Source organism: Hohaiivirga grylli (genome assembly GCF_039655745.1).
In the GTDB taxonomy this organism is placed as follows: Bacteria; Pseudomonadota; Alphaproteobacteria; order Rhizobiales; family Beijerinckiaceae; genus Hohaiivirga; species Hohaiivirga grylli.
Window position 1 is genome coordinate 443,811 of the sequence record NZ_JBBYXI010000001.1, and the last position, 17,002, is coordinate 460,812.

Consider the following 17,002-nt stretch of genomic DNA (forward strand, 5'->3'; position numbering starts at 1 on the left):
AGGTTTTCTTTCTTTAAAAGCCTTGTCCGGAGATCATCCCCGGACAATTGGCGAAGGGCCTTTATAGCAGAAAAGGCCCGTTGCGCCATATCCTATCTTATCAGAATGATTTTGTTGTTTTTCTGACGCCTGCTGCTAGCTCTTTAACAAGATCAAGAACAGCCGGAATTGAGCCATTTGTCGGCTTGTCATTGGCATCAAGCGTACCCTTGAGAGCATTGATCAGGCCAGAGCCAATAACAACGCCATCAGCACCTTTGGCGATTTCTGTTGCCTGTTCACCGGTTTTAACGCCAAAGCCAACAACAACCGGAAGGTCTGTGTGCTGCTTGATGCGTCCAACGGCTGTTGCAACTTTTGAGAAATCAGGTGTCGCAGTGCCGGTAATTCCGGTGATGGAGACGTAATAAACAAATCCGGATGTATTTGTCAGAACGGTTGGCAAACGGGCATCATCGGTAGTTGGCGTTGCCAGACGGATGAAGGACAGGCCTGCTTTTAAGGCTGGAATGCAAAGCTCTTCATCTTCTTCCGGCGGAAGATCGACAATGATCATGCCGTCAATACCAGCTTCTTTTGCATCAGCCAGAAAACGTTCAACACCATAGACATAGATAAGGTTGTAATAACCCATCAGGATGATTGGGGTGTCTGCGTCAGTTTTGCGGAACTCCCGGACCATCTGCAATGTCTTGATAGTATTCTGGCCATTGGCCAGAGCGCGCAGGCCTGCGGCCTGAATGGCAGGGCCATCAGCCATTGGATCGGTAAATGGCATGCCAAGTTCAATTATGTCAGACCCGGCAGCCGGAAGCTGTTTTACGAGATCAAGGGCTGTCGCATAATCAGGGTCGCCAGCCATGACGTAGGTAACAAGGGCAGCTCTGTTTTCTGAACGGCATTTTGCAAAACGGGCTTCAATGCGTGTGCTCATAGGTCTGCTCCCAGATGCTCAGCAACAGTGAAGATGTCTTTGTCTCCACGGCCTGACAGATTGATGACCATGAGATGGTCTTTTGGTTTCTTTGCTGCGATCTGCGTTGCAATGGCAACGGCATGGGCAGATTCCAGAGCCGGAACAATACCCTCAAGCTTCGAGCAGCTCTGGAAGGCATCCAGTGCTTCCTGATCGGTACATGGCAGATATTTAACACGCCCAATTTGGTGTAGCCATGAATGCTCTGGGCCAATACCCGGATAATCAAGACCGGCTGAAATAGAATGAGCCTCGGTGATCTGGCCATCATCATCCATCAGAAGATAGGTACGGTTGCCGTGCAGGACACCGGGGCGTCCGCCTGTCAGGGATGCTGCATGCATGCCCGTTGAAACGCCATGGCCGGCTGCTTCAATGCCATACATTTCAATGTCTTTGTCATCAAGGAACGGATGGAACAGACCAATTGCGTTGGAGCCACCACCAACAGCAGCCACCAGTGAATCCGGCAGCCTGCCTTCCTGTGCCAGCATCTGCTCGCGAGTTTCATTGCCGATAACACACTGAAAATCACGAACCATTTGCGGGTAAGGATGTGGTCCAGCTGCTGTGCCGATGCAATAGAAGGTGTTATCTACATTGGTGACCCAGTCACGCAGGGCCTCGTTCATAGCGTCTTTCAGGGTCTTTGAACCGGATTCAACGGCAATAACTTTGGCGCCCAGCATATTCATGCGGAAAACGTTTGGCTTCTGGCGCTCAACGTCAACGGCACCCATATAAACAATACATTCCAAACCGAAACGTGCGCAGAGTGTTGCTGTCGCAACGCCGTGCTGACCTGCACCTGTCTCGGCGATAATTCTTTTCTTGCCCATACGACGGGCCAGCAAAATCTGGCCAAGCACATTGTTGACCTTGTGCGCGCCGGTATGGTTGAGCTCTTCACGTTTGAAGTAAATCTTCGCGCCGCCGGTATGCTCCGTCAGACGCTCAGCAAAATAGAGCGGGCTTGGACGACCGATATAATGGGTCATGAAGCTGGCCATATCCGCTTTGAAGCTCGGGTCATTCTTGGCCTCTTCATAGGCCTTTTCCAGCTCCAGAATAAGCGGCATCAGGGTTTCAGCGACAAAGCGTCCGCCAAAAATGCCAAAATGGCCCTGTTCATCAGGTCCGGTGCGATATGAATTCGGTAAATTATCAGCGCCCACGGTTCTAGCCTTCTCATCGGTGGTCTGTGCGTGGTCCGCTAGCACGTAACGTGACGGGCCTACGCAATGTCTATGACAGGAAATCTCCTCACTTGGCAAGAGGAGGGATCATCCGTGCGATAAGATGATCTGCGATAAATTATACGCCGCTTCGCCAGGCTGCGCGGGCATTCGCAATGAAAGTTTGAATTTTGTCGATATCCTTGATGCCCCGGCTGCTTTCAACACCAGATGAGACATCAACAGCTTGCATGTGTGTCAGCCGGATAGCACGGTCGATATTGTCAGGGGTCAAGCCGCCCGATAACATGTATTGTGGGCCCAAGGATTTATGAGCCAACAGTTCCCAATCAAAGGGAATGCCATTGCCGCCGGGGATTTCTGATGTGGGTGCGGGTTTGGCATCCAGCAGCAGAAGATCAGCAATTCCTTCAAATTTTTGTGCCTGAACAAGGTCATGAGCCGTTGCAACACCTAAGGCTTTAATCAGAGGTATATTATACCGTGTCTTAATCTCTTTGGTGCGTTCTATAGTTTCGGAACCATGAAGCTGAAGCAGATCAGGGCGGGCTACTGTCATGATTTCATCAAGCAGTTGATCATCCGGATCAACTGTCAGAATAACGCGCTTAGCCTTGCCATCAGCCTGATGCATGAGCTTGCCAGCTGTTTCAAGGGAAACATGACGCGGACTTTTGGGGAAATGAACGAAGCCTACGAGGTCTGCACCAGCATCAACCGCAACAGCTAATGTCTCGGGCGTTGACAGGCCGCATATCTTAATCAGTTGATTTGCCATTTTATCGTTCCCTGTTTTGGGAACCCGGCAATATCTTGCCGGATCAGTTTACTCTATCTGGGGCAGGTAAAACAGGATTTCTGGCTGCTGCCTCTTCCCGCATTTTTTCTGCTTCCGCTTTCAGATTGCGAATCTCGCGCTTGGACTGGCGAAGCTCTTTACGTTTTTTGTGCTGAGCCCACCAGGCTGCCGTGCCGCCGATAAAGACGCCAAAAGCGACTGCCCCGAACAGAATAAGAAACAGTGGAGCTGTAATTGAAAACTCCGGAGCGACCTGTGAGAATGGGTCAAGAGATAAGGTCGCAGCGTGCCGGTTGGCAATGGACAGGAAGACCACAACCATTGCCACAAGAATGAAGACCAGCACTTTTAGAAAACGAATCATGACAAATATCAGACTCAGGCTTTTCCGTTGAGACGAAGACGCATCTCTTTGCCTGTTTTGAAAACCGGGATAGTCTTTTCATCAACGGCGACTTCTTCGCCTGTACGTGGATTGCGACCCTTGCGCGCATCACGCTTTTTGACGGAGAAAGCACCAAAGCCACGCAACTCAACGCGGTCACCGCGTGAGAGGGCATCGACAATAGTGTCGAGAATAGCATTCACGATATTCTCGATGTCGCGCTGATAGAGGTGTGGATTTTGCTCAGCAAGGCGAAGAACGAGTTCTGATTTGATCATTTCAGCTAATCTTTAATGATGGCCAATTGGCGCGGTTAGTTATTAAGGGAAGGCTGCCAGAGAGCCAGCAGCCCGTCAAGGTTCGAGGCTGCCGCCTTTTCCCCCGCCCGGCGAAAATTATCTGCAACTTTCTCATAACCGAGTAAGTCTGCACCATAAGCCAATGTGCTCAAGAATGAAAGGTTTTCATATGACTTAGGTTTCCATTCTCTAATGGAAAGCCCTTTTTCTATGCCTTTCTGGGTCTCAAGCCATGCAACAGCGGTTCGCTCGTCACCTAATTCATCAACCAGTTTAAGAGGCAAACCTTGGCGGCCTGTAAAAATACGACCATCTGCAACGGTTGCCAGTTCTGTCTCTTTCAAGCCGCGGCGATCCGCAACAAGACCTTTGAACCATGTGAAGCTGTCAGCAATGATTTTTTGCATAGCCTCACGTGCTTCTGGTGATGTTGGCTTATATCCCGATGGCTCTGCCTTGAGCGGAGATGACTTCACTTCTTCAAATTTGACGCCAACCTTATCAAGTAACCCAGCAACATTGGGATATTGCATGATAACGCCAATTGAACCGACAATTGAGGTTTCACGTGCAACGATATGATCGGTTGCAATCGCCGTAATGTAAGCGCCGGAAGCCGCGTTGCCATCAACAAAAGCCACAACAGGCTTCTTCGCAGCAAGCGCGCGCAGGCTTCTGTACAGCTTTTCCGAACCAGTCGTTGTGCCGCCAGGGCTATCAATACTGACTATGACGGCTTTGACGGATGATGATGCGCTGACCTGTTTGATCAGCTTTTCCATCTGTTCGCTGCCAACAATCAGGCCACTGACTGAAATACGGGCAATATGATTCTTGTAGCTGCCATCAAGTGAATTGCGGCCAATAAACATGCCTGCACTAACAAGACCAAGAACCAGAATAAGAATGGACAGAACCCGCCAGAAAGTCAGTTTACGCCTCATTCTACGGCGATCGGCAATGATATCGGCATCACTGAGAATTGACACGAGGTTCGCTGCTCCCAAAAAATGAACGGGCGGCCTGAAAAACAGGGTAACCACTTGATGCTTTTAACATAAGTGTCTTCTGTTCTAGTATCAACCGTGTTGATGATCAATAAAGTATGTCAATAGTTGATGGTATAATTTTTCAAGAATCAGTCACGAGGTGCTGGAAAAGACGACTATATCAGTGCGGTGAAAGGGCCTCTTTGGAGGATGAAATCAGCAGTTTTTGTGCATTTATCATTAAAAAATCGTGCAAAATTTATTCTTGTAACTGTTTGAAGAAACAAAACTTTTAAAATTTTTTACACGCTATATAGCTGAAATTCCTTCTGAATTTTCCTCAAAAGGTACCATTTTAAAAATCTTTATGATACACACCCTATGAATTGAAGTTTCGTATTAACCCACAGATTGGGGATTTTACGGGGTTCCTGTAAGTTCCTTCAGCCTCTGCGTGAGATATATGACAAAATCAAAATACTTTGCCCTTCTAATGACAGTTGGGATTGCAGTTTCGGTTTCAGCATGTGCTGACAGAGTTGCAGACAATAATCAGGAAACCGGCAAAATGGCTGTCCAGAAGACAGCTGTCTGGACAAAGAAGCGGCCGCAGATGGTAGCTTCCCGTTCTGAGCGTGAGTGTCTCGCCCGCGCTATGTACTTTGAATCCAACCGTTCCAGCACAGAAGGCATGTTAGCCGTCGGTTCAGTTGTGATGAACCGTGTTGAGGCCGCTCATGGCGGTACCAATATCTGTGGTGTCGTTGGTGCTCCACGCCAGTTTGCTCCAGGTGTTCTGACGCGTTCAATGACTGAACCTCAGTCCCGTGCCCGTGCAATGGCCGTTGCAGATGAAATTCTTTCCGGTCAGCGGCACGCCAAGGTTGGTGATGCCCGGTATTTCCACATGGCTGGTCTGAAGTTTAACTACCCGAACATGAACTATGTCACTGTTGCAGGTGGTAATGCTTTCTATCACAGAGGTAAGACTGCCCCTATCCAGATGGCTATTTATCAGCAGCCACAGCAGTCGTTCACTCCGGCACCGGTTACGACAGCTTCAGCTTACGTCGCACCTGCTGCACCTGCACCAACAATGACTGCTTTCAGTCAGGATAACGGCTTTACTGCTCCGATGCGTCCCGGTGCTGTTATCGTGGATATGGATAGAGCTGCCAGAACAGCTGCTGCTGAAACAAACACTTTAGTAGCTCCTGCAAGACAGCAGAGCAGCACGATTGCTCCAGTTTCTGTTGATGCTTTCCAGCTGGCACCGCTTCCACCACGCCGTCCAAGCCAGCTTGGTATGGCTAAGCCAGATCAGCACGCTGCCACTGCACCTTCTTCTGCTGAACCAGTTCGTCTGGCTATCAGCAGCACAAATGTTGCCCGGTAAAAATTTACCGCTTATTGAAAAGGGGCCGTATGGCCCCTTTTTTATTATCATCAGGCAGATTTATTCCGATTAATGGGGCTGAGTTAGTTAGAAAGTCTGACCTGCAAGTGAATTATCAGACACTTTGCATCTTGCCATGTGCCGCTTGAAGCGCGTCTGTTTGGGTAATTAGTATCTGGAAATTTACTGGCATCTGTCTTTCCGGTGAATGATTATCTTCAATTAAGGGCGTGACCCCTATGGCTCTGTTGGCACAGAGCCTCCAGCCTTTTTCTTGCCTCTGACTATTTCAGAGCAGGTGAGCTAATAGAGCCGCTTCCAAGTCATTCTCTGACAGACGTCATCCTCCACCTGTTAATTCTTACAGGGAACGACAAGGTTCCTTCCAAAGAAACTCTGGTTGTTAGGTGTGCGTATTTTCCAAATAAAAAGGCCTGCAACCCTTTTGGAGTTGCAGGCCCTGATTTGTAATTGCTCGAATGATCGGGCAACCAATTCTTATTCTTCGTCCTTGTCGCCACGAGCCTTGAGGGCTGCGCCGAGGATGTCGCCGAGAGAAGCGCCAGAATCGGTTGAACCGTACTGAGCAATTGCTTCTTTTTCTTCAGCAACTTCAAGAGCCTTAATGGACAGGCTGATGCGGCGGGACTTGCGATCGAACTGTGTCACGCGTGCATCGACCTTTTCACCGGCTGCGAAACGTTCTGGGCGCTGATCGTCACGATCGCGAGCCAGTTCGGAGCGCTTAATGAAGGTTGTAAGATCGGTATCAACGATCTTAACTTCAAGGCCGGATTCCTTGGCTTCAAGGATTTCACAGGTTACAACCTGACCCTTGCGGATCTCGCCAGCATCGGCGAATGGGTCACCTGCAAGCTGCTTGATACCAAGGGAGATGCGTTCCTTCTCGACGTCAACATCGAGAACCTGAGCGCGAACAACGTCGCCCTTCTTGAACTCGTCGATGACCTGCTCGCCTGGACGGTTCCAGTCGAGGTCGGAAAGGTGGACCATGCCGTCGACATCGCCTTCGAGACCAATGAACAGACCGAATTCTGTCTTGTTCTTGACTTCGCCTTCGATGACGGAACCAACAGGGTGCTTCTCAGCGAAGCCTTCCCATGGGTTCTGCAGGGTCTGCTTGAGACCGAGCGAAATGCGGCGCTTGGAAGAATCGACTTCGAGGATGACAACTTCGACTTCCTGAGAAGTGGAAATGATCTTGCCAGGATGGACGTTCTTCTTTGTCCAGGACATTTCGGAAACGTGGATCAGACCTTCGATACCTGGTTCCAGCTCAACGAATGCACCGTAATCGGTGATGTTCGTTACGCGGCCCTTAATGCGGGTATCAACTGGGTAACGGGCAGCAATGCCTTCCCATGGATCTTCCAGAAGCTGCTTGATACCAAGCGAGATGCGGTGTGTGTCGTGATTGATCTTGATGATCTTGACCTGAACCGGCTGACCGATTGTGACCACTTCGCTTGGGTGATTGACACGACGCCATGCCATGTCTGTGACGTGTAGGAGGCCGTCAATGCCGCCGAGGTCAACGAACGCACCGTATTCGGTGATGTTCTTGACAACGCCCTCGATGACCTGACCTTCTTCAAGGTTGGCAACGAGTTCAGAACGCTGCTCTGCACGGCTCTCTTCGAGAACTGTACGGCGTGAAACGACGATATTGCCACGACGACGATCCATCTTGAGGATCTGGAATGGCTGGGAAACGCCCATCAGCGGAGAAATGTCGCGGATTGGACGGATATCGACCTGGCTGCGTGGAAGGAAGGCAACAGCGCCATCGAGATCGACGGTGTAACCACCCTTGACCTGATTGAAGATAACACCATTGACGCGCTCGGAAGCTTCGAATGCGCGTTCCAGCTTGACCCAGCTTTCTTCGCGGCGAGCCTTGTCGCGGCTGATAACAGCTTCGCCAAGAGCGTTTTCGATCCGGTCAACATAAACCTCGACTTCGTCACCGACATTGAGTGTCAGGTCACGGTTCGGGCCAGTAAATTCTTTAAGGGCGACGCGGCCCTCTGTCTTCGCACCGATGTCGATGACTGCGACGTCTTTCTCAATGGCAACGACTTTGCCTTTGACGACGGAGCCTTCATGGATTTCGGAAGTGCGGAAGGATTCTTCGAGAAGCGCAGCGAAATCCTCACGGCTCGGTGCGTTTAGAGTAGCTTGAGACATTGTTGCTCCTAGGCTTCTCCGATCATTTCGGAGAGGCGGCGCCGGTGGTTGGTGTTAAGGGCAGTTTTTACACATCGGCGTCGTTGGGGCTAAAAGCCAGATTTAACAACACCTTACCCAGAGGGTAAGCCGGCGCAGTGACGACGGCAAAAACTGTTTCTTCTGAACTGAATCCAGAAGAGGATGGTTTCATAATGGAAATTGGCGTCAAGAACAAGCTTTTTAAAGGAAAAAACCTAAAATTCTCGATTCTCAGGCTTCTGGTAAGCCTGTAAATTTTGCAGGCATGAAAATCGATGCCTGCAGGCCACCCAGATCGCTTTGAGAAAGTGTGAGTTTTGCATTATAGGCATTGGCAACATCCTGAACGATCGCAAGGCCAAGGCCGGCACCGCCGCTTTCATCCAGACGCTGTCCACGGCCGTGTACCTGTTCACATTGTTTGTCACTTAGGCCGGGGCCGTCATCATCAATGGTCAGTATAAGACCATCTGCATTTTCCTTGGCATCAAGAATAATTTTTGATTTTGCATAACGGCTGGCATTTTCAAGCAAATTGCCCATGATTTCCATAAGATCTTCGCGATCCATGGCAATGCTGATGCCGGGTAAAATTTTAAATTGCCAGTCAAGAGCTGCACCCGATGGTGTGCGCTGGAGTGTTCCAACCAGTGGTAGTAATGTTTTAGCGACAGGGATTTTTGCATAACGTTTTGAGCCGATACTCCTGACGCGAGCACGTGTCATCTCTCTGGCAACGTGATTGTTCATGATGCCGATTGCCTGACTGATTTCACTGGCGATTTCTTCTTCGCCTTTTTCACGTAGACGACGAACATCCCCCGCCATTGCAGTCAAAGGAGTTTTTAATCCATGCGCAAGATCGGCAGCCCGGTTCTTGGCACGCTCCAGTTCTTTATCCTGTACATCCAGAAGTGCGTTTATTTCTTCTGAAAGTGGCTGCAGTTCTGTTGGCACATTTTCCGGGAACCGTTCTTTTTTGCCTGATCGAATAGCGGTCATTTCGCGTCTGATCGATTCCAGTGGCCGCAACCCATAGTTGAGATAAACAAAGGTTGAAACGATAAGAACGACTGCCAGCAGCGCAAGGAATGGCAGAATATCACGCATGAACTCCTGCCGTGGGGTCGATATTGTTGCATAGTCGACGGCGACAAAAACACCAATACGGTGAGGATCTCCTGTCGGGCGATCTATCAGGAGTTGTCTGTAGGTTACACGAAGCTGCGTTCCATTCGGGCCGGGTGCATTATAGCGCTGGATTTCTTGCGGATTAGCGGGGGCGTGGGGTGGCATTGCAATGGTCTGGTCCCAAAGAGAGCGGGAGGTCTGAACCACTTCATCGTTATCGGTAATCTGCCAGTAATAACCGCCAAAAGGCTTCAGGGCACGTTGCCTGTTTTCCCGCCCGGAAGGTGTTTGGATGGAAACTTCGCCAGTTTCTGTTGAGATATCAATATGGGCGGAAGTCCGCTGCAGATAGAGATACATATCTGCATCAACGCGGCGGGTAATATGGCGTTCAAAAAGAAAGGCAAGACCAGCACCAGCGACAGCAAGTGCCAGAACAATTGTTATGATTGCAGCGATATAAAGCCGCCACCTTATGGAACCCGCCTTCTTCAACAGGTTATGCTCCTATGCCTGACACGTCCTGGGCCTTAATACAGTAGCCAAACCCGCGGCGTGTTTCTATCAAATCAACGCCGAGCTTGCGGCGAATACGGCTGACCAGAGCCTCCATGGCATTGCTTTCATGCTCCTGATCCTGAGCATAGACGTGTTCAGATAATTCTGTCTGAGATACGATGCGCTCTTTGTGATGCATCAGATAACTGACAAAGCGGTATTCTAGCGGTGTGAGATTGATTGGTACACCTCTGACGCTGACGCGCATTTGCCGTTCATCAAGACGGACTTCGCCTATTTCAATGAAAGGCGACGGATTTCCTGTTGAGCGCCGGACGATAGCCCGCAAACGGGCAAGCAGTTCTTCCATTTCAAATGGCTTAGGCAGGTAATCATCTGCGCCTGCATCAATGCCGTCAACGCGTTCTGTCCATGTGCCGCGGGCACTCAAAACTAAAATGGGCGTATTATTATCGGCAGCACGCCAGCGCTTAAGAACTGTCAAACCATCAAGTTTGGGTAGGCCGAGATCAAGAATGATCGCGTCATAATCTTCTGTATCCCCCATGAACCAGGCTGTTTCACCATCGGCGGCTGTTTCTATCGTGTAGCCCGCTGCTTCAAGTGCCTTGCTCAGATCATTCGCGATACGAATTTCGTCTTCAACGATCAGGATTCGCATATTTCTGTTTTACCCGGATTATCGTATTCTTTGTGGCGTCGACATATACTTTCATGAAGCGGCCGGATTTGTCGATAAGTTTAATCTCGTAAATCCATAAACCTTTATCGCGTTCAAACTCGATCTCAAGAACTTCGCCCGGCATTTCTTTCTGGAGCATGGTGAGGATTTCACTGAGGGATTTGATTTCACCACGCTGCAAGGCTTCGCGTGCCTGCTCATGCCCGTCATCAGAGAAGGCGGGAATGGTTGCGGCGCTGACGCCTAAAGCGAGTAGAAGAGGGAGTATAAATCTAAAACGCATCATGATGTGATTATGCTCTCCTCTACCTGACAAAATGCTGACAGAGCATCTCAGAAGTCTGTCAGCACACTCCTGCTATACCGTCTTCATTGTTTCAAGAAGAAACAAATTATCTATCAGGAGAATATCATGTCTAATAAGATTTTCGGTCGTTTTGGTGTTGTTGCCGGTGCAACTGTTGCTGCTGTTCTTTTCGCTGCTCCGGCAATGGCAAAAGATCATTGCACATCTGCCCCTTCCTCTGAATGGAAGCCCCTTCATGAGATTACAGAACATGCAAAGCAGCTTGGCTATACGGTGATGAAAGCCGAGCGTGATGGTTCCTGCTATGAGATCGAAGGCTATGATAAGAATGGCGCCAAGATTGAGATCTACTACAACCCACAGACCGGTCTGCCTGCAAACAACCGTCGTTAATTAATATCCTGGCGGAACAATACAGATGTTTCGCCAGAAACTGCCTGCCGCTTTATCTCTCCCAAGATTTAGGAAACTTCAATGCAAAAACTCTCTGTCAAAGGCATGGCGCTCTCACTCCACCGCTGGGTTGGGCTTATTCTGGCGCCACTGTTCCTGCTGATCATCATTTCTGGTGGTGTTCTTGCATTCAAACCTATTGTTGAAGACCCGATGATTACTGGTGGACCAGCAATTGTTAAATCAGAGGTTCTTCAGTCAACGCTTGCAAAGATTGATCCGGCAGACACTATTCGTCAGCTTAATCTGTCTGCTGATGGGCAGGTTATGACAGTTATCAGCGAGGCTGATGGGCCCAATGGTTCCTTTGCTGTTGCAACTGGAGAACGCGTTCCGGGAACTGGTACGGCTATCGATATCTTCGGTATTGTGAAATCCTTTCACAAGAACCTGTTGATCGGTGCCGGTAGTATAGTTCTTTATGCAACCTTTGCCATGCTTGCGATAGTGCTGATTGGGCCGTTCCTGAGCTGGTTACGTATGAGCAATACTGTATTGGGTTGGCATATAACGGCTGGCTGGCTGGCTCTCCCTCTTTTCATCATGTTGCCTTTAACAGGCATTTTGATGACCTATCACATTGATATTGGCAAACCGCTTATCTTGCCACAATCTGGCCCGCGGGCTGCTTTTGTCCAGAGTATTGATACTGTTTCGCAGACAGAAGGTTTTAAGTCTGTCATCTCGGCCCGTCGCTTTAAAGCGGGCAGTGTTATGCTTGAGACTGTAACGGATAAGGGGCAAGCAACTTACATTGTTGGTAAGGGACTGGCAGTCCAGAAGTTTGAAGGTCCGGGTCTTTTTAAAAGCCTGCATGAGGGGACATGGGCCGGAGCCTGGTCCGGGATTCTCAATTTTCTTATTGCTGTCGCTATGAGCCTGCTGACAGTTACCGGCTTCATTTCATGGTTCCGGCGCTGGCGTCAGTCGAAGCGTAAGGTTGGCTCTGCTGATGCCGATATCCTTGTTGCTTATGCCAGCCAGACAGGAACAGCTGCACAATTGGCAGAGGCCACTTACAAGGCGCTTGAAGCTGGAGGTGCAAAGGCTGCCTGCATGGCATTGTCCGGCGTACGTATTGAACATCTCGGGCAATATCGTCATCTTCTGATTATTGCGTCGACCACAGGTGAAGGTGATCTGGCTGAGCCGGGTCGGGCATTCATGGCATCATTGCATGGTGCAGAACTCAATATCTCATTCTCAATGCTTGCTCTTGGCGACAAACGTTACCAGCATTTCTGCGCCGGTGGTGAAAAGCTCCGTTCCGTTCTGCTTGGCACAGGTGCGCAGGAATTTATGGAGATAGTTCGCGCCGATGGCGCACCACAGAAGGCTTGGCATGAATGGCTGGATGGCATCCAGAAAGCGCTGTCCATCACAGTGGGTGAGGTAGAGGCTCCTAAGGCTGACGCCCCTGTTGAAGTTACGCTTATTGAGCGTAATCGTCTGGATAACTGTGAAGATCATGTCACAAGTGAAACATGGCAGATTGTTTTTGAACTGAAGAGTGCCGTACCTTTCCGCCCGGGTGACCTTCTCATGCTGTCGCCTGGTAAAGGAGAGACTGAACGCTGCTATTCGATCGGTAACAGTGCTCATGTAACGGCTGATCGCATTATTCTGACGGTCAGCCGTAATGTCTGGACTGATGAAGCCGGCACAAAGCACTTTGGTAAGATGTCGAATCTTTTGTGCAATGCCCTGCCAATCGGTACAACATTATCGGGAGCTGTCCGTTATCATCCAGCTTTCAATCCGCCAGATGATGTTACGACCCCGGTTATTATGGTGGCAACAGGATGTGGTATTGCCCCATTCACAGGCTTCATCGAAGAACGCCAGCATAGTAATCAGGAAAAAGGTCCAGCCTGGCTGCTGTTTGGGAATCGTCATCGTGAAGGAGATTTTTTCTATCGTGATACCCTTGCCTCATGGGAAAAGAGTGGTGCTCTAACCCGCTTGAGCACAGCATTCTCCCGCGATGAGGGGGATGGGACTTACGTGACTGACAGAATTGTCAAGAATGGTGCCGAGATTGTTGATCTCATCCGGAACAAAGGTGGCATACTTTATGTCTGCGGTAAGACCCGCCTTGGAAACGGTGTTGATGCTGCCCTTGTGACGGCGTTGGTGACCAATGACAATATTCCGCAGGCACAGGCCGAGCAGACAATCCAGCAATGGAAGGCTGCCGGGTCCCTACGGTATGATCTGTTCGATTAAGTTTCGATTATATGCCATACGAAAACGGCGCCCAGTGAGGCGCCGTTTTTACGTAAAATTGAATTCAGAAGCGGAAATCTTCACCAAGATAGAGACGGCGGACTTCTTCATTGGCAACGATGCTGTCCGGTGTCCCTTCAGTCAGAACGCGACCGGAGTGAATAATATAGGCACGATCAATCAGACCAAGAGTTTCACGAACGTTATGGTCAGTGATCAGAACACCAATGCCGCGGCGTGTCAGGTGCCGAACCAGATTCTGAATATCTCCAACAGCGATGGGGTCGATACCGGCGAAAGGTTCGTCCAGAAGCATGAATGTTGGATCACCGGCAAGAGCGCGGGCAATTTCACAACGGCGACGCTCACCACCAGATAGTGCGATGGAAGGTGCTTTGCGCAGGCGTTTGATGTCAAACTCTTCCAAAAGCTCATCAAGCTTGCGCTCACGTTCTTTCTTGGATGGTTCAACAACCTCAAGGACAGCGCGAATATTGTCTTCGACATTGAGGCCACGGAAAATGGAGGCTTCCTGTGGCAGGTAGCCGATGCCAAGGCGTGCACGGCGATACATCGGCAGATTGGTGATGTCATTGCCATCAAGGTTGATTGAACCACGATCTGCGGCAACAAGACCCGTAATCATATAGAAGATTGTTGTTTTGCCGGCCCCATTAGGTCCTAACAGACCAACAGCCTCACCTGTGCGGACATGCAGGCCTGCATCCTGTACAACAGTTCTGTTGCGGTAGCTTTTCTGCAACCCTTTAACGGCAAGAACCCCTGGGCCGCCAAACACAGCAATGCCTTCGTTCTGTATCTTGTTCTGTTCGTTCATATCGGGTTTCCAAAAACCTTAAGAGTAGTTGTATTGGCAGAAATTGCAGAATAACGGAAGCTTTCTAGAAGAATTTTCAAGTTATTGGAATGCGAAACAGCACCCGATGTCTGGCGTTTGCACAATAAGTAAGGACAAGTGATAGGCTCTATGGCTTGTTCCAGTTATGTTTGCGGCAGTGTCGGCGTATTGTATCAATCATCAGGCGTGCCGTTTCCGTTAGCGGAGCCTTGCGTGGATAAATCAGGCTGTATGTGGCTGAGGGAAGCTCTGGCTTGATTGGTAAGGCGACAATTGTATCTCCAAGACCAAGCGGATGGAGCATTGCCGTTGCAATAGCCGACAGAACGTCAATCTTGGTGACAAGGCTCAGGATGGAAGAAATAGAATCTGAATGAAGAATACTTCCTTCAATAGGCCAGAGGTAGTTTTCGAGCTCCTTATAATAACCCATCGAGGTTTCAGGCAGAAACCATGCGGCATGTCTCAGCTCATCGATAGATGTGCAATTGGCAAGTGGATGATCTTTGCTGGCAATGATGCTGAAGGGAGCCGTAAATAAAGGCTCTTCAATAAATTCGCTTAAAGGGATGTCTTCATTCAATGAGCCAATTGCAAAATCGAGCTGTCCCTCGCGTAAAGCCGGGATAAGATTCGAGAGCTGGGCTTCCTTGAACGAAATTCCTGCCAGGGGACGCCGCATTCTGAAATCGCGAATAACACCGGGCAGTACCGTGAAGGCAATGAGTGAGGAAAAGCCAAAAGCTACCTTACCTTGAGAATGGGCATTCAGGTGACTGAGCTCTTCCTGAGCGCGTTTCAGCTCTTCCAGAATAAAGTGCATGCGGACTGCAAAAGCCTTGCCTGATTCTGTCAAAGAGATGCCGTGAGCACCGCGTGTTACCAGAGCCGTACCAAGTGTAGCTTCAAGTTCACGCAGGGTTCTTGTTAAGGCAGGCTGGGATTGTCCGAGAGATTTCGCAGCGGAACGAATGCTCCCACAACGGATAATCTCTTGAAACGCCTTGAGTTGGCGTAATTTCGGTAATTTTTGCATAATCTACTATATCAACAAAAGGTATCGCCCCAAAGATTTTTTCATCTTTCAAAAATATGGAAACTGTATAGGTTGCGTTTCGTAAGGTCTCGTATGCAGAAAATAATCACTACGGATATCTTGGGGGCGTCATAACAATATAATCCCTCAAGTCATTTTCTGCCTTGTTAAATTGATGAGGTGCGCGAACATGGATATGTTACGTGATTGGAGAGTGCACTTTTTATGTTTGGCAATCGTGCTCGTTTCAGAGCTGATTGGTAAGTTGCACTACGGATTTATTGTTTTGCTGCCAATGCTTTATGCAATGCTGTTTGGTGGTATCATCAGCTGGCCCTCTTTCAAAATTCTGTCTGAGAAGAATATGAAGGCAGCAACAGGTGTCATGTCAGCTGCGCTGATGTTGCTTGTTGTAAAGCTTGGACTGGATATCGGGCCAAAGCTTGGAATTCTGAAAGGTGCCTCTCTTGCTTTGATTATGCAGGAAATCGGCCACTTCCTGGGAACAATCCTTCTTGGTCTGCCAATAGCTGTTGCGCTTGGTATGGGACGTGAAGCTGTCGGTGCAACCTATAGTGTTGCCCGTGAGCCGAATATCGCGATTATCGATGATAAATATGGTCTCGATAGCCCTGAGGGCCGCGGTGTGATGGCGACCTATATTATGGGTACACTGTTCGGCGCCATCACCGTTGGTTTTCTGGCAAGTATCGTTGCTTATTTCAATATCTTCCATCCGTACTCTCTGGCCATGGGCGCAGGTGTCGGTAGTGGAAGCATGATGGCTGCCGCAGTTGGATCAATTGTTGCCATCTATCCTGAAGAGGCGACAAACATTCAGGCATATGCCGGTGCGGCCAATCTGATGTCGAGTGTTCTGGGTATCTACGTTTACATGTTCTTCTCTCTGCCATTTGCCGCGAAGATGTATGTGGTCTTCTCGAAGATGATGGGCAAGAAGGTTGAGCCTGAAACCGTTCTAGTGGAGAAGGCATAATGGCTATTAACAAATCCCTTGAAATGGTTTTGATGTTTGTTCTGGTCGGGCTTATTGCGGCCTGCGGTAACGCAGTTGGTTATAAGGTCCCTCTGATCGACTCTGTTCTCGGAACTCTTGTAATTGCTGCAATTGCAACTGTTGGATATCTAATCTCAAAGATTCCCGGCTTGCATAAGCTCCCTCTTATATTCTGGGTTTCAGTCGCTGCCGTTTTCGCTGCAACGCCGCTGTTCCCACTACATGAGCAGGTTTTGGCTCTGACAGGAAAAGTACAGTTTCTGGCAGTCTGTACACCGGTTCTGGCGCTGGCTGGTCTCTCCATTGGTAAGGACATTCATATGTTCAAAAAGATATCATGGAGAATTGTTCCGGTTGCTCTGGCCGTGTTCTCAGGAACCTTCCTGTTCGCTGCCATCATCGCCGAATTCTCCCTGAGATGGGGTGGATCGATTTAAGACGGTTCTGGAAAACGTCGTTTTCTTAGATTTCCTTAAAAATTACCAACCCGGCAGCCCTTACG

The 17,002-nt window shown here is 49.3% G+C and carries 17 protein-coding genes; 5 read left to right on the forward strand and 12 right to left on the reverse strand.

Going from position 1 to position 17,002, the window contains the following annotated elements; genetic code table 11:
* Positions 1–100 precede the first annotated feature (100 nt).
* The 6 genes from trpA to sppA form a co-directional block, all read right to left on the reverse strand.
* Positions 101–934 carry a tryptophan synthase subunit alpha gene (gene trpA / locus WJT86_RS01885; protein ID WP_346335794.1) on the reverse strand — a complete coding sequence of 278 codons (834 nt, stop codon included), beginning with the start codon at positions 932–934 and terminating at the stop codon, positions 101–103.
* Complete coding sequence (gene trpB / locus WJT86_RS01890; RefSeq protein ID WP_346335795.1) at positions 931–2,151, reverse strand: tryptophan synthase subunit beta; 1,221 nt, start codon at positions 2,149–2,151, stop codon at positions 931–933. The genes trpA and trpB overlap by 4 nt, the downstream gene beginning before the upstream one ends.
* 139 nt (positions 2,152–2,290) lie before the next feature.
* Positions 2,291–2,950 carry a phosphoribosylanthranilate isomerase gene (locus WJT86_RS01895; protein ID WP_346335796.1) on the reverse strand — a complete coding sequence of 220 codons (660 nt, stop codon included), beginning with the start codon at positions 2,948–2,950 and terminating at the stop codon, positions 2,291–2,293.
* 43 nt (positions 2,951–2,993) lie between these two features.
* Entirely contained in the window at positions 2,994–3,335 is a 342-nt protein-coding gene (locus WJT86_RS01900; protein ID WP_346335797.1) for a lipopolysaccharide assembly protein LapA domain-containing protein, read from the reverse strand.
* A 14-nt stretch (positions 3,336–3,349) separates the two neighbouring features.
* On the reverse strand, positions 3,350–3,634 hold the full coding sequence (gene ihfB, locus WJT86_RS01905) for an integration host factor subunit beta (RefSeq protein ID WP_346335798.1): 285 nt from the start codon (positions 3,632–3,634) through the stop codon (positions 3,350–3,352).
* Positions 3,635–3,669: 35 nt separating this feature from the next.
* Positions 3,670–4,638, reverse strand: coding sequence for a signal peptide peptidase SppA (gene sppA / locus WJT86_RS01910; RefSeq protein ID WP_346336277.1), 969 nt, complete (start codon positions 4,636–4,638; stop codon positions 3,670–3,672).
* 469 nt (positions 4,639–5,107) lie between these two features.
* On the opposite strand from sppA, the gene WJT86_RS01915 reads away from it, so the two are divergent.
* Positions 5,108–6,040, forward strand: coding sequence for a cell wall hydrolase (locus WJT86_RS01915; RefSeq protein ID WP_407066892.1), 933 nt, complete (start codon positions 5,108–5,110; stop codon positions 6,038–6,040).
* 498 nt (positions 6,041–6,538) lie between these two features.
* Here the strand turns inward: WJT86_RS01915 and rpsA are convergent, their stop codons facing one another.
* The 4 genes from rpsA to WJT86_RS01935 form a co-directional block, all read right to left on the reverse strand.
* Positions 6,539–8,248 carry a 30S ribosomal protein S1 gene (gene rpsA / locus WJT86_RS01920; RefSeq protein WP_346335799.1) on the reverse strand — a complete coding sequence of 570 codons (1,710 nt, stop codon included), beginning with the start codon at positions 8,246–8,248 and terminating at the stop codon, positions 6,539–6,541.
* Between the two features lie 252 nt (positions 8,249–8,500).
* Positions 8,501–9,895, reverse strand: coding sequence for an ATP-binding protein (locus tag WJT86_RS01925; protein WP_346335800.1), 1,395 nt, complete (start codon positions 9,893–9,895; stop codon positions 8,501–8,503).
* A gap of 4 nt (positions 9,896–9,899) precedes the next feature.
* Positions 9,900–10,580 (reverse strand): response regulator transcription factor, encoded by a 681-nt coding sequence (locus tag WJT86_RS01930; RefSeq protein WP_346335801.1) that lies wholly within the window; start codon positions 10,578–10,580, stop codon positions 9,900–9,902.
* A complete protein-coding gene (locus tag WJT86_RS01935; RefSeq protein WP_346335802.1) occupies positions 10,561–10,887 on the reverse strand; it encodes a PepSY domain-containing protein in 327 nt (108 codons plus the stop codon). Before WJT86_RS01935 ends, WJT86_RS01930 begins: the two co-directional genes overlap by 20 nt.
* A gap of 126 nt (positions 10,888–11,013) precedes the next feature.
* Here WJT86_RS01935 and WJT86_RS01940 point away from each other — a divergent pair, with 126 nt between their 5' ends.
* Together WJT86_RS01940 and WJT86_RS01945 are read left to right on the forward strand one after the other, a co-directional pair.
* Positions 11,014–11,301, forward strand: coding sequence for a PepSY domain-containing protein (locus WJT86_RS01940; RefSeq protein WP_346335803.1), 288 nt, complete (start codon positions 11,014–11,016; stop codon positions 11,299–11,301).
* Positions 11,302–11,382: 81 nt separating this feature from the next.
* A complete protein-coding gene (locus WJT86_RS01945; RefSeq protein WP_346335804.1) occupies positions 11,383–13,587 on the forward strand; it encodes a PepSY domain-containing protein in 2,205 nt (734 codons plus the stop codon).
* A 64-nt stretch (positions 13,588–13,651) separates the two neighbouring features.
* Here the strand turns inward: WJT86_RS01945 and lptB are convergent, their stop codons facing one another.
* Both lptB and WJT86_RS01955 read right to left on the reverse strand, forming a co-directional pair.
* A complete protein-coding gene (gene lptB / locus WJT86_RS01950; RefSeq protein ID WP_346335805.1) occupies positions 13,652–14,425 on the reverse strand; it encodes an LPS export ABC transporter ATP-binding protein in 774 nt (257 codons plus the stop codon).
* A 148-nt stretch (positions 14,426–14,573) separates the two neighbouring features.
* Complete coding sequence (locus WJT86_RS01955; RefSeq protein WP_346335806.1) at positions 14,574–15,482, reverse strand: LysR substrate-binding domain-containing protein; 909 nt, start codon at positions 15,480–15,482, stop codon at positions 14,574–14,576.
* Between the two features lie 190 nt (positions 15,483–15,672).
* Between WJT86_RS01955 and WJT86_RS01960 the strand changes: the two genes are divergently transcribed.
* Together WJT86_RS01960 and WJT86_RS01965 are read left to right on the forward strand one after the other, a co-directional pair.
* On the forward strand, positions 15,673–16,479 hold the full coding sequence (locus WJT86_RS01960) for a DUF3100 domain-containing protein (RefSeq protein WP_346335807.1): 807 nt from the start codon (positions 15,673–15,675) through the stop codon (positions 16,477–16,479).
* Positions 16,479–16,937 carry a hypothetical protein gene (locus WJT86_RS01965; protein ID WP_346335808.1) on the forward strand — a complete coding sequence of 153 codons (459 nt, stop codon included), beginning with the start codon at positions 16,479–16,481 and terminating at the stop codon, positions 16,935–16,937. The genes WJT86_RS01960 and WJT86_RS01965 overlap by 1 nt, the downstream gene beginning before the upstream one ends.
* Positions 16,938–17,002 lie beyond the last annotated feature (65 nt).

Coding starts and splice junctions, on each gene's coding strand:
- trpA (WP_346335794.1), bottom strand. CDS start 934: ATGAGCACACGCATTGAAGCCCGTTTTGCAAAATGCCGTTCAGAAAAC.
- WJT86_RS01895 (WP_346335796.1), bottom strand. CDS start 2,950: ATGGCAAATCAACTGATTAAGATATGCGGCCTGTCAACGCCCGAGACA.
- WJT86_RS01900 (WP_346335797.1), bottom strand. CDS start 3,335: ATGATTCGTTTTCTAAAAGTGCTGGTCTTCATTCTTGTGGCAATGGTT.
- ihfB (WP_346335798.1), bottom strand. CDS start 3,634: ATGATCAAATCAGAACTCGTTCTTCGCCTTGCTGAGCAAAATCCACAC.
- WJT86_RS01915 (WP_407066892.1), top strand. CDS start 5,108: ATGACAAAATCAAAATACTTTGCCCTTCTAATGACAGTTGGGATTGCA.
- rpsA (WP_346335799.1), bottom strand. CDS start 8,248: ATGTCTCAAGCTACTCTAAACGCACCGAGCCGTGAGGATTTCGCTGCG.
- WJT86_RS01930 (WP_346335801.1), bottom strand. CDS start 10,580: ATGCGAATCCTGATCGTTGAAGACGAAATTCGTATCGCGAATGATCTG.
- WJT86_RS01935 (WP_346335802.1), bottom strand. CDS start 10,887: ATGATGCGTTTTAGATTTATACTCCCTCTTCTACTCGCTTTAGGCGTC.
- WJT86_RS01940 (WP_346335803.1), top strand. CDS start 11,014: ATGTCTAATAAGATTTTCGGTCGTTTTGGTGTTGTTGCCGGTGCAACT.
- WJT86_RS01945 (WP_346335804.1), top strand. CDS start 11,383: ATGCAAAAACTCTCTGTCAAAGGCATGGCGCTCTCACTCCACCGCTGG.
- lptB (WP_346335805.1), bottom strand. CDS start 14,425: ATGAACGAACAGAACAAGATACAGAACGAAGGCATTGCTGTGTTTGGC.
- WJT86_RS01955 (WP_346335806.1), bottom strand. CDS start 15,482: ATGCAAAAATTACCGAAATTACGCCAACTCAAGGCGTTTCAAGAGATT.
- WJT86_RS01960 (WP_346335807.1), top strand. CDS start 15,673: ATGGATATGTTACGTGATTGGAGAGTGCACTTTTTATGTTTGGCAATC.
- WJT86_RS01965 (WP_346335808.1), top strand. CDS start 16,479: ATGGCTATTAACAAATCCCTTGAAATGGTTTTGATGTTTGTTCTGGTC.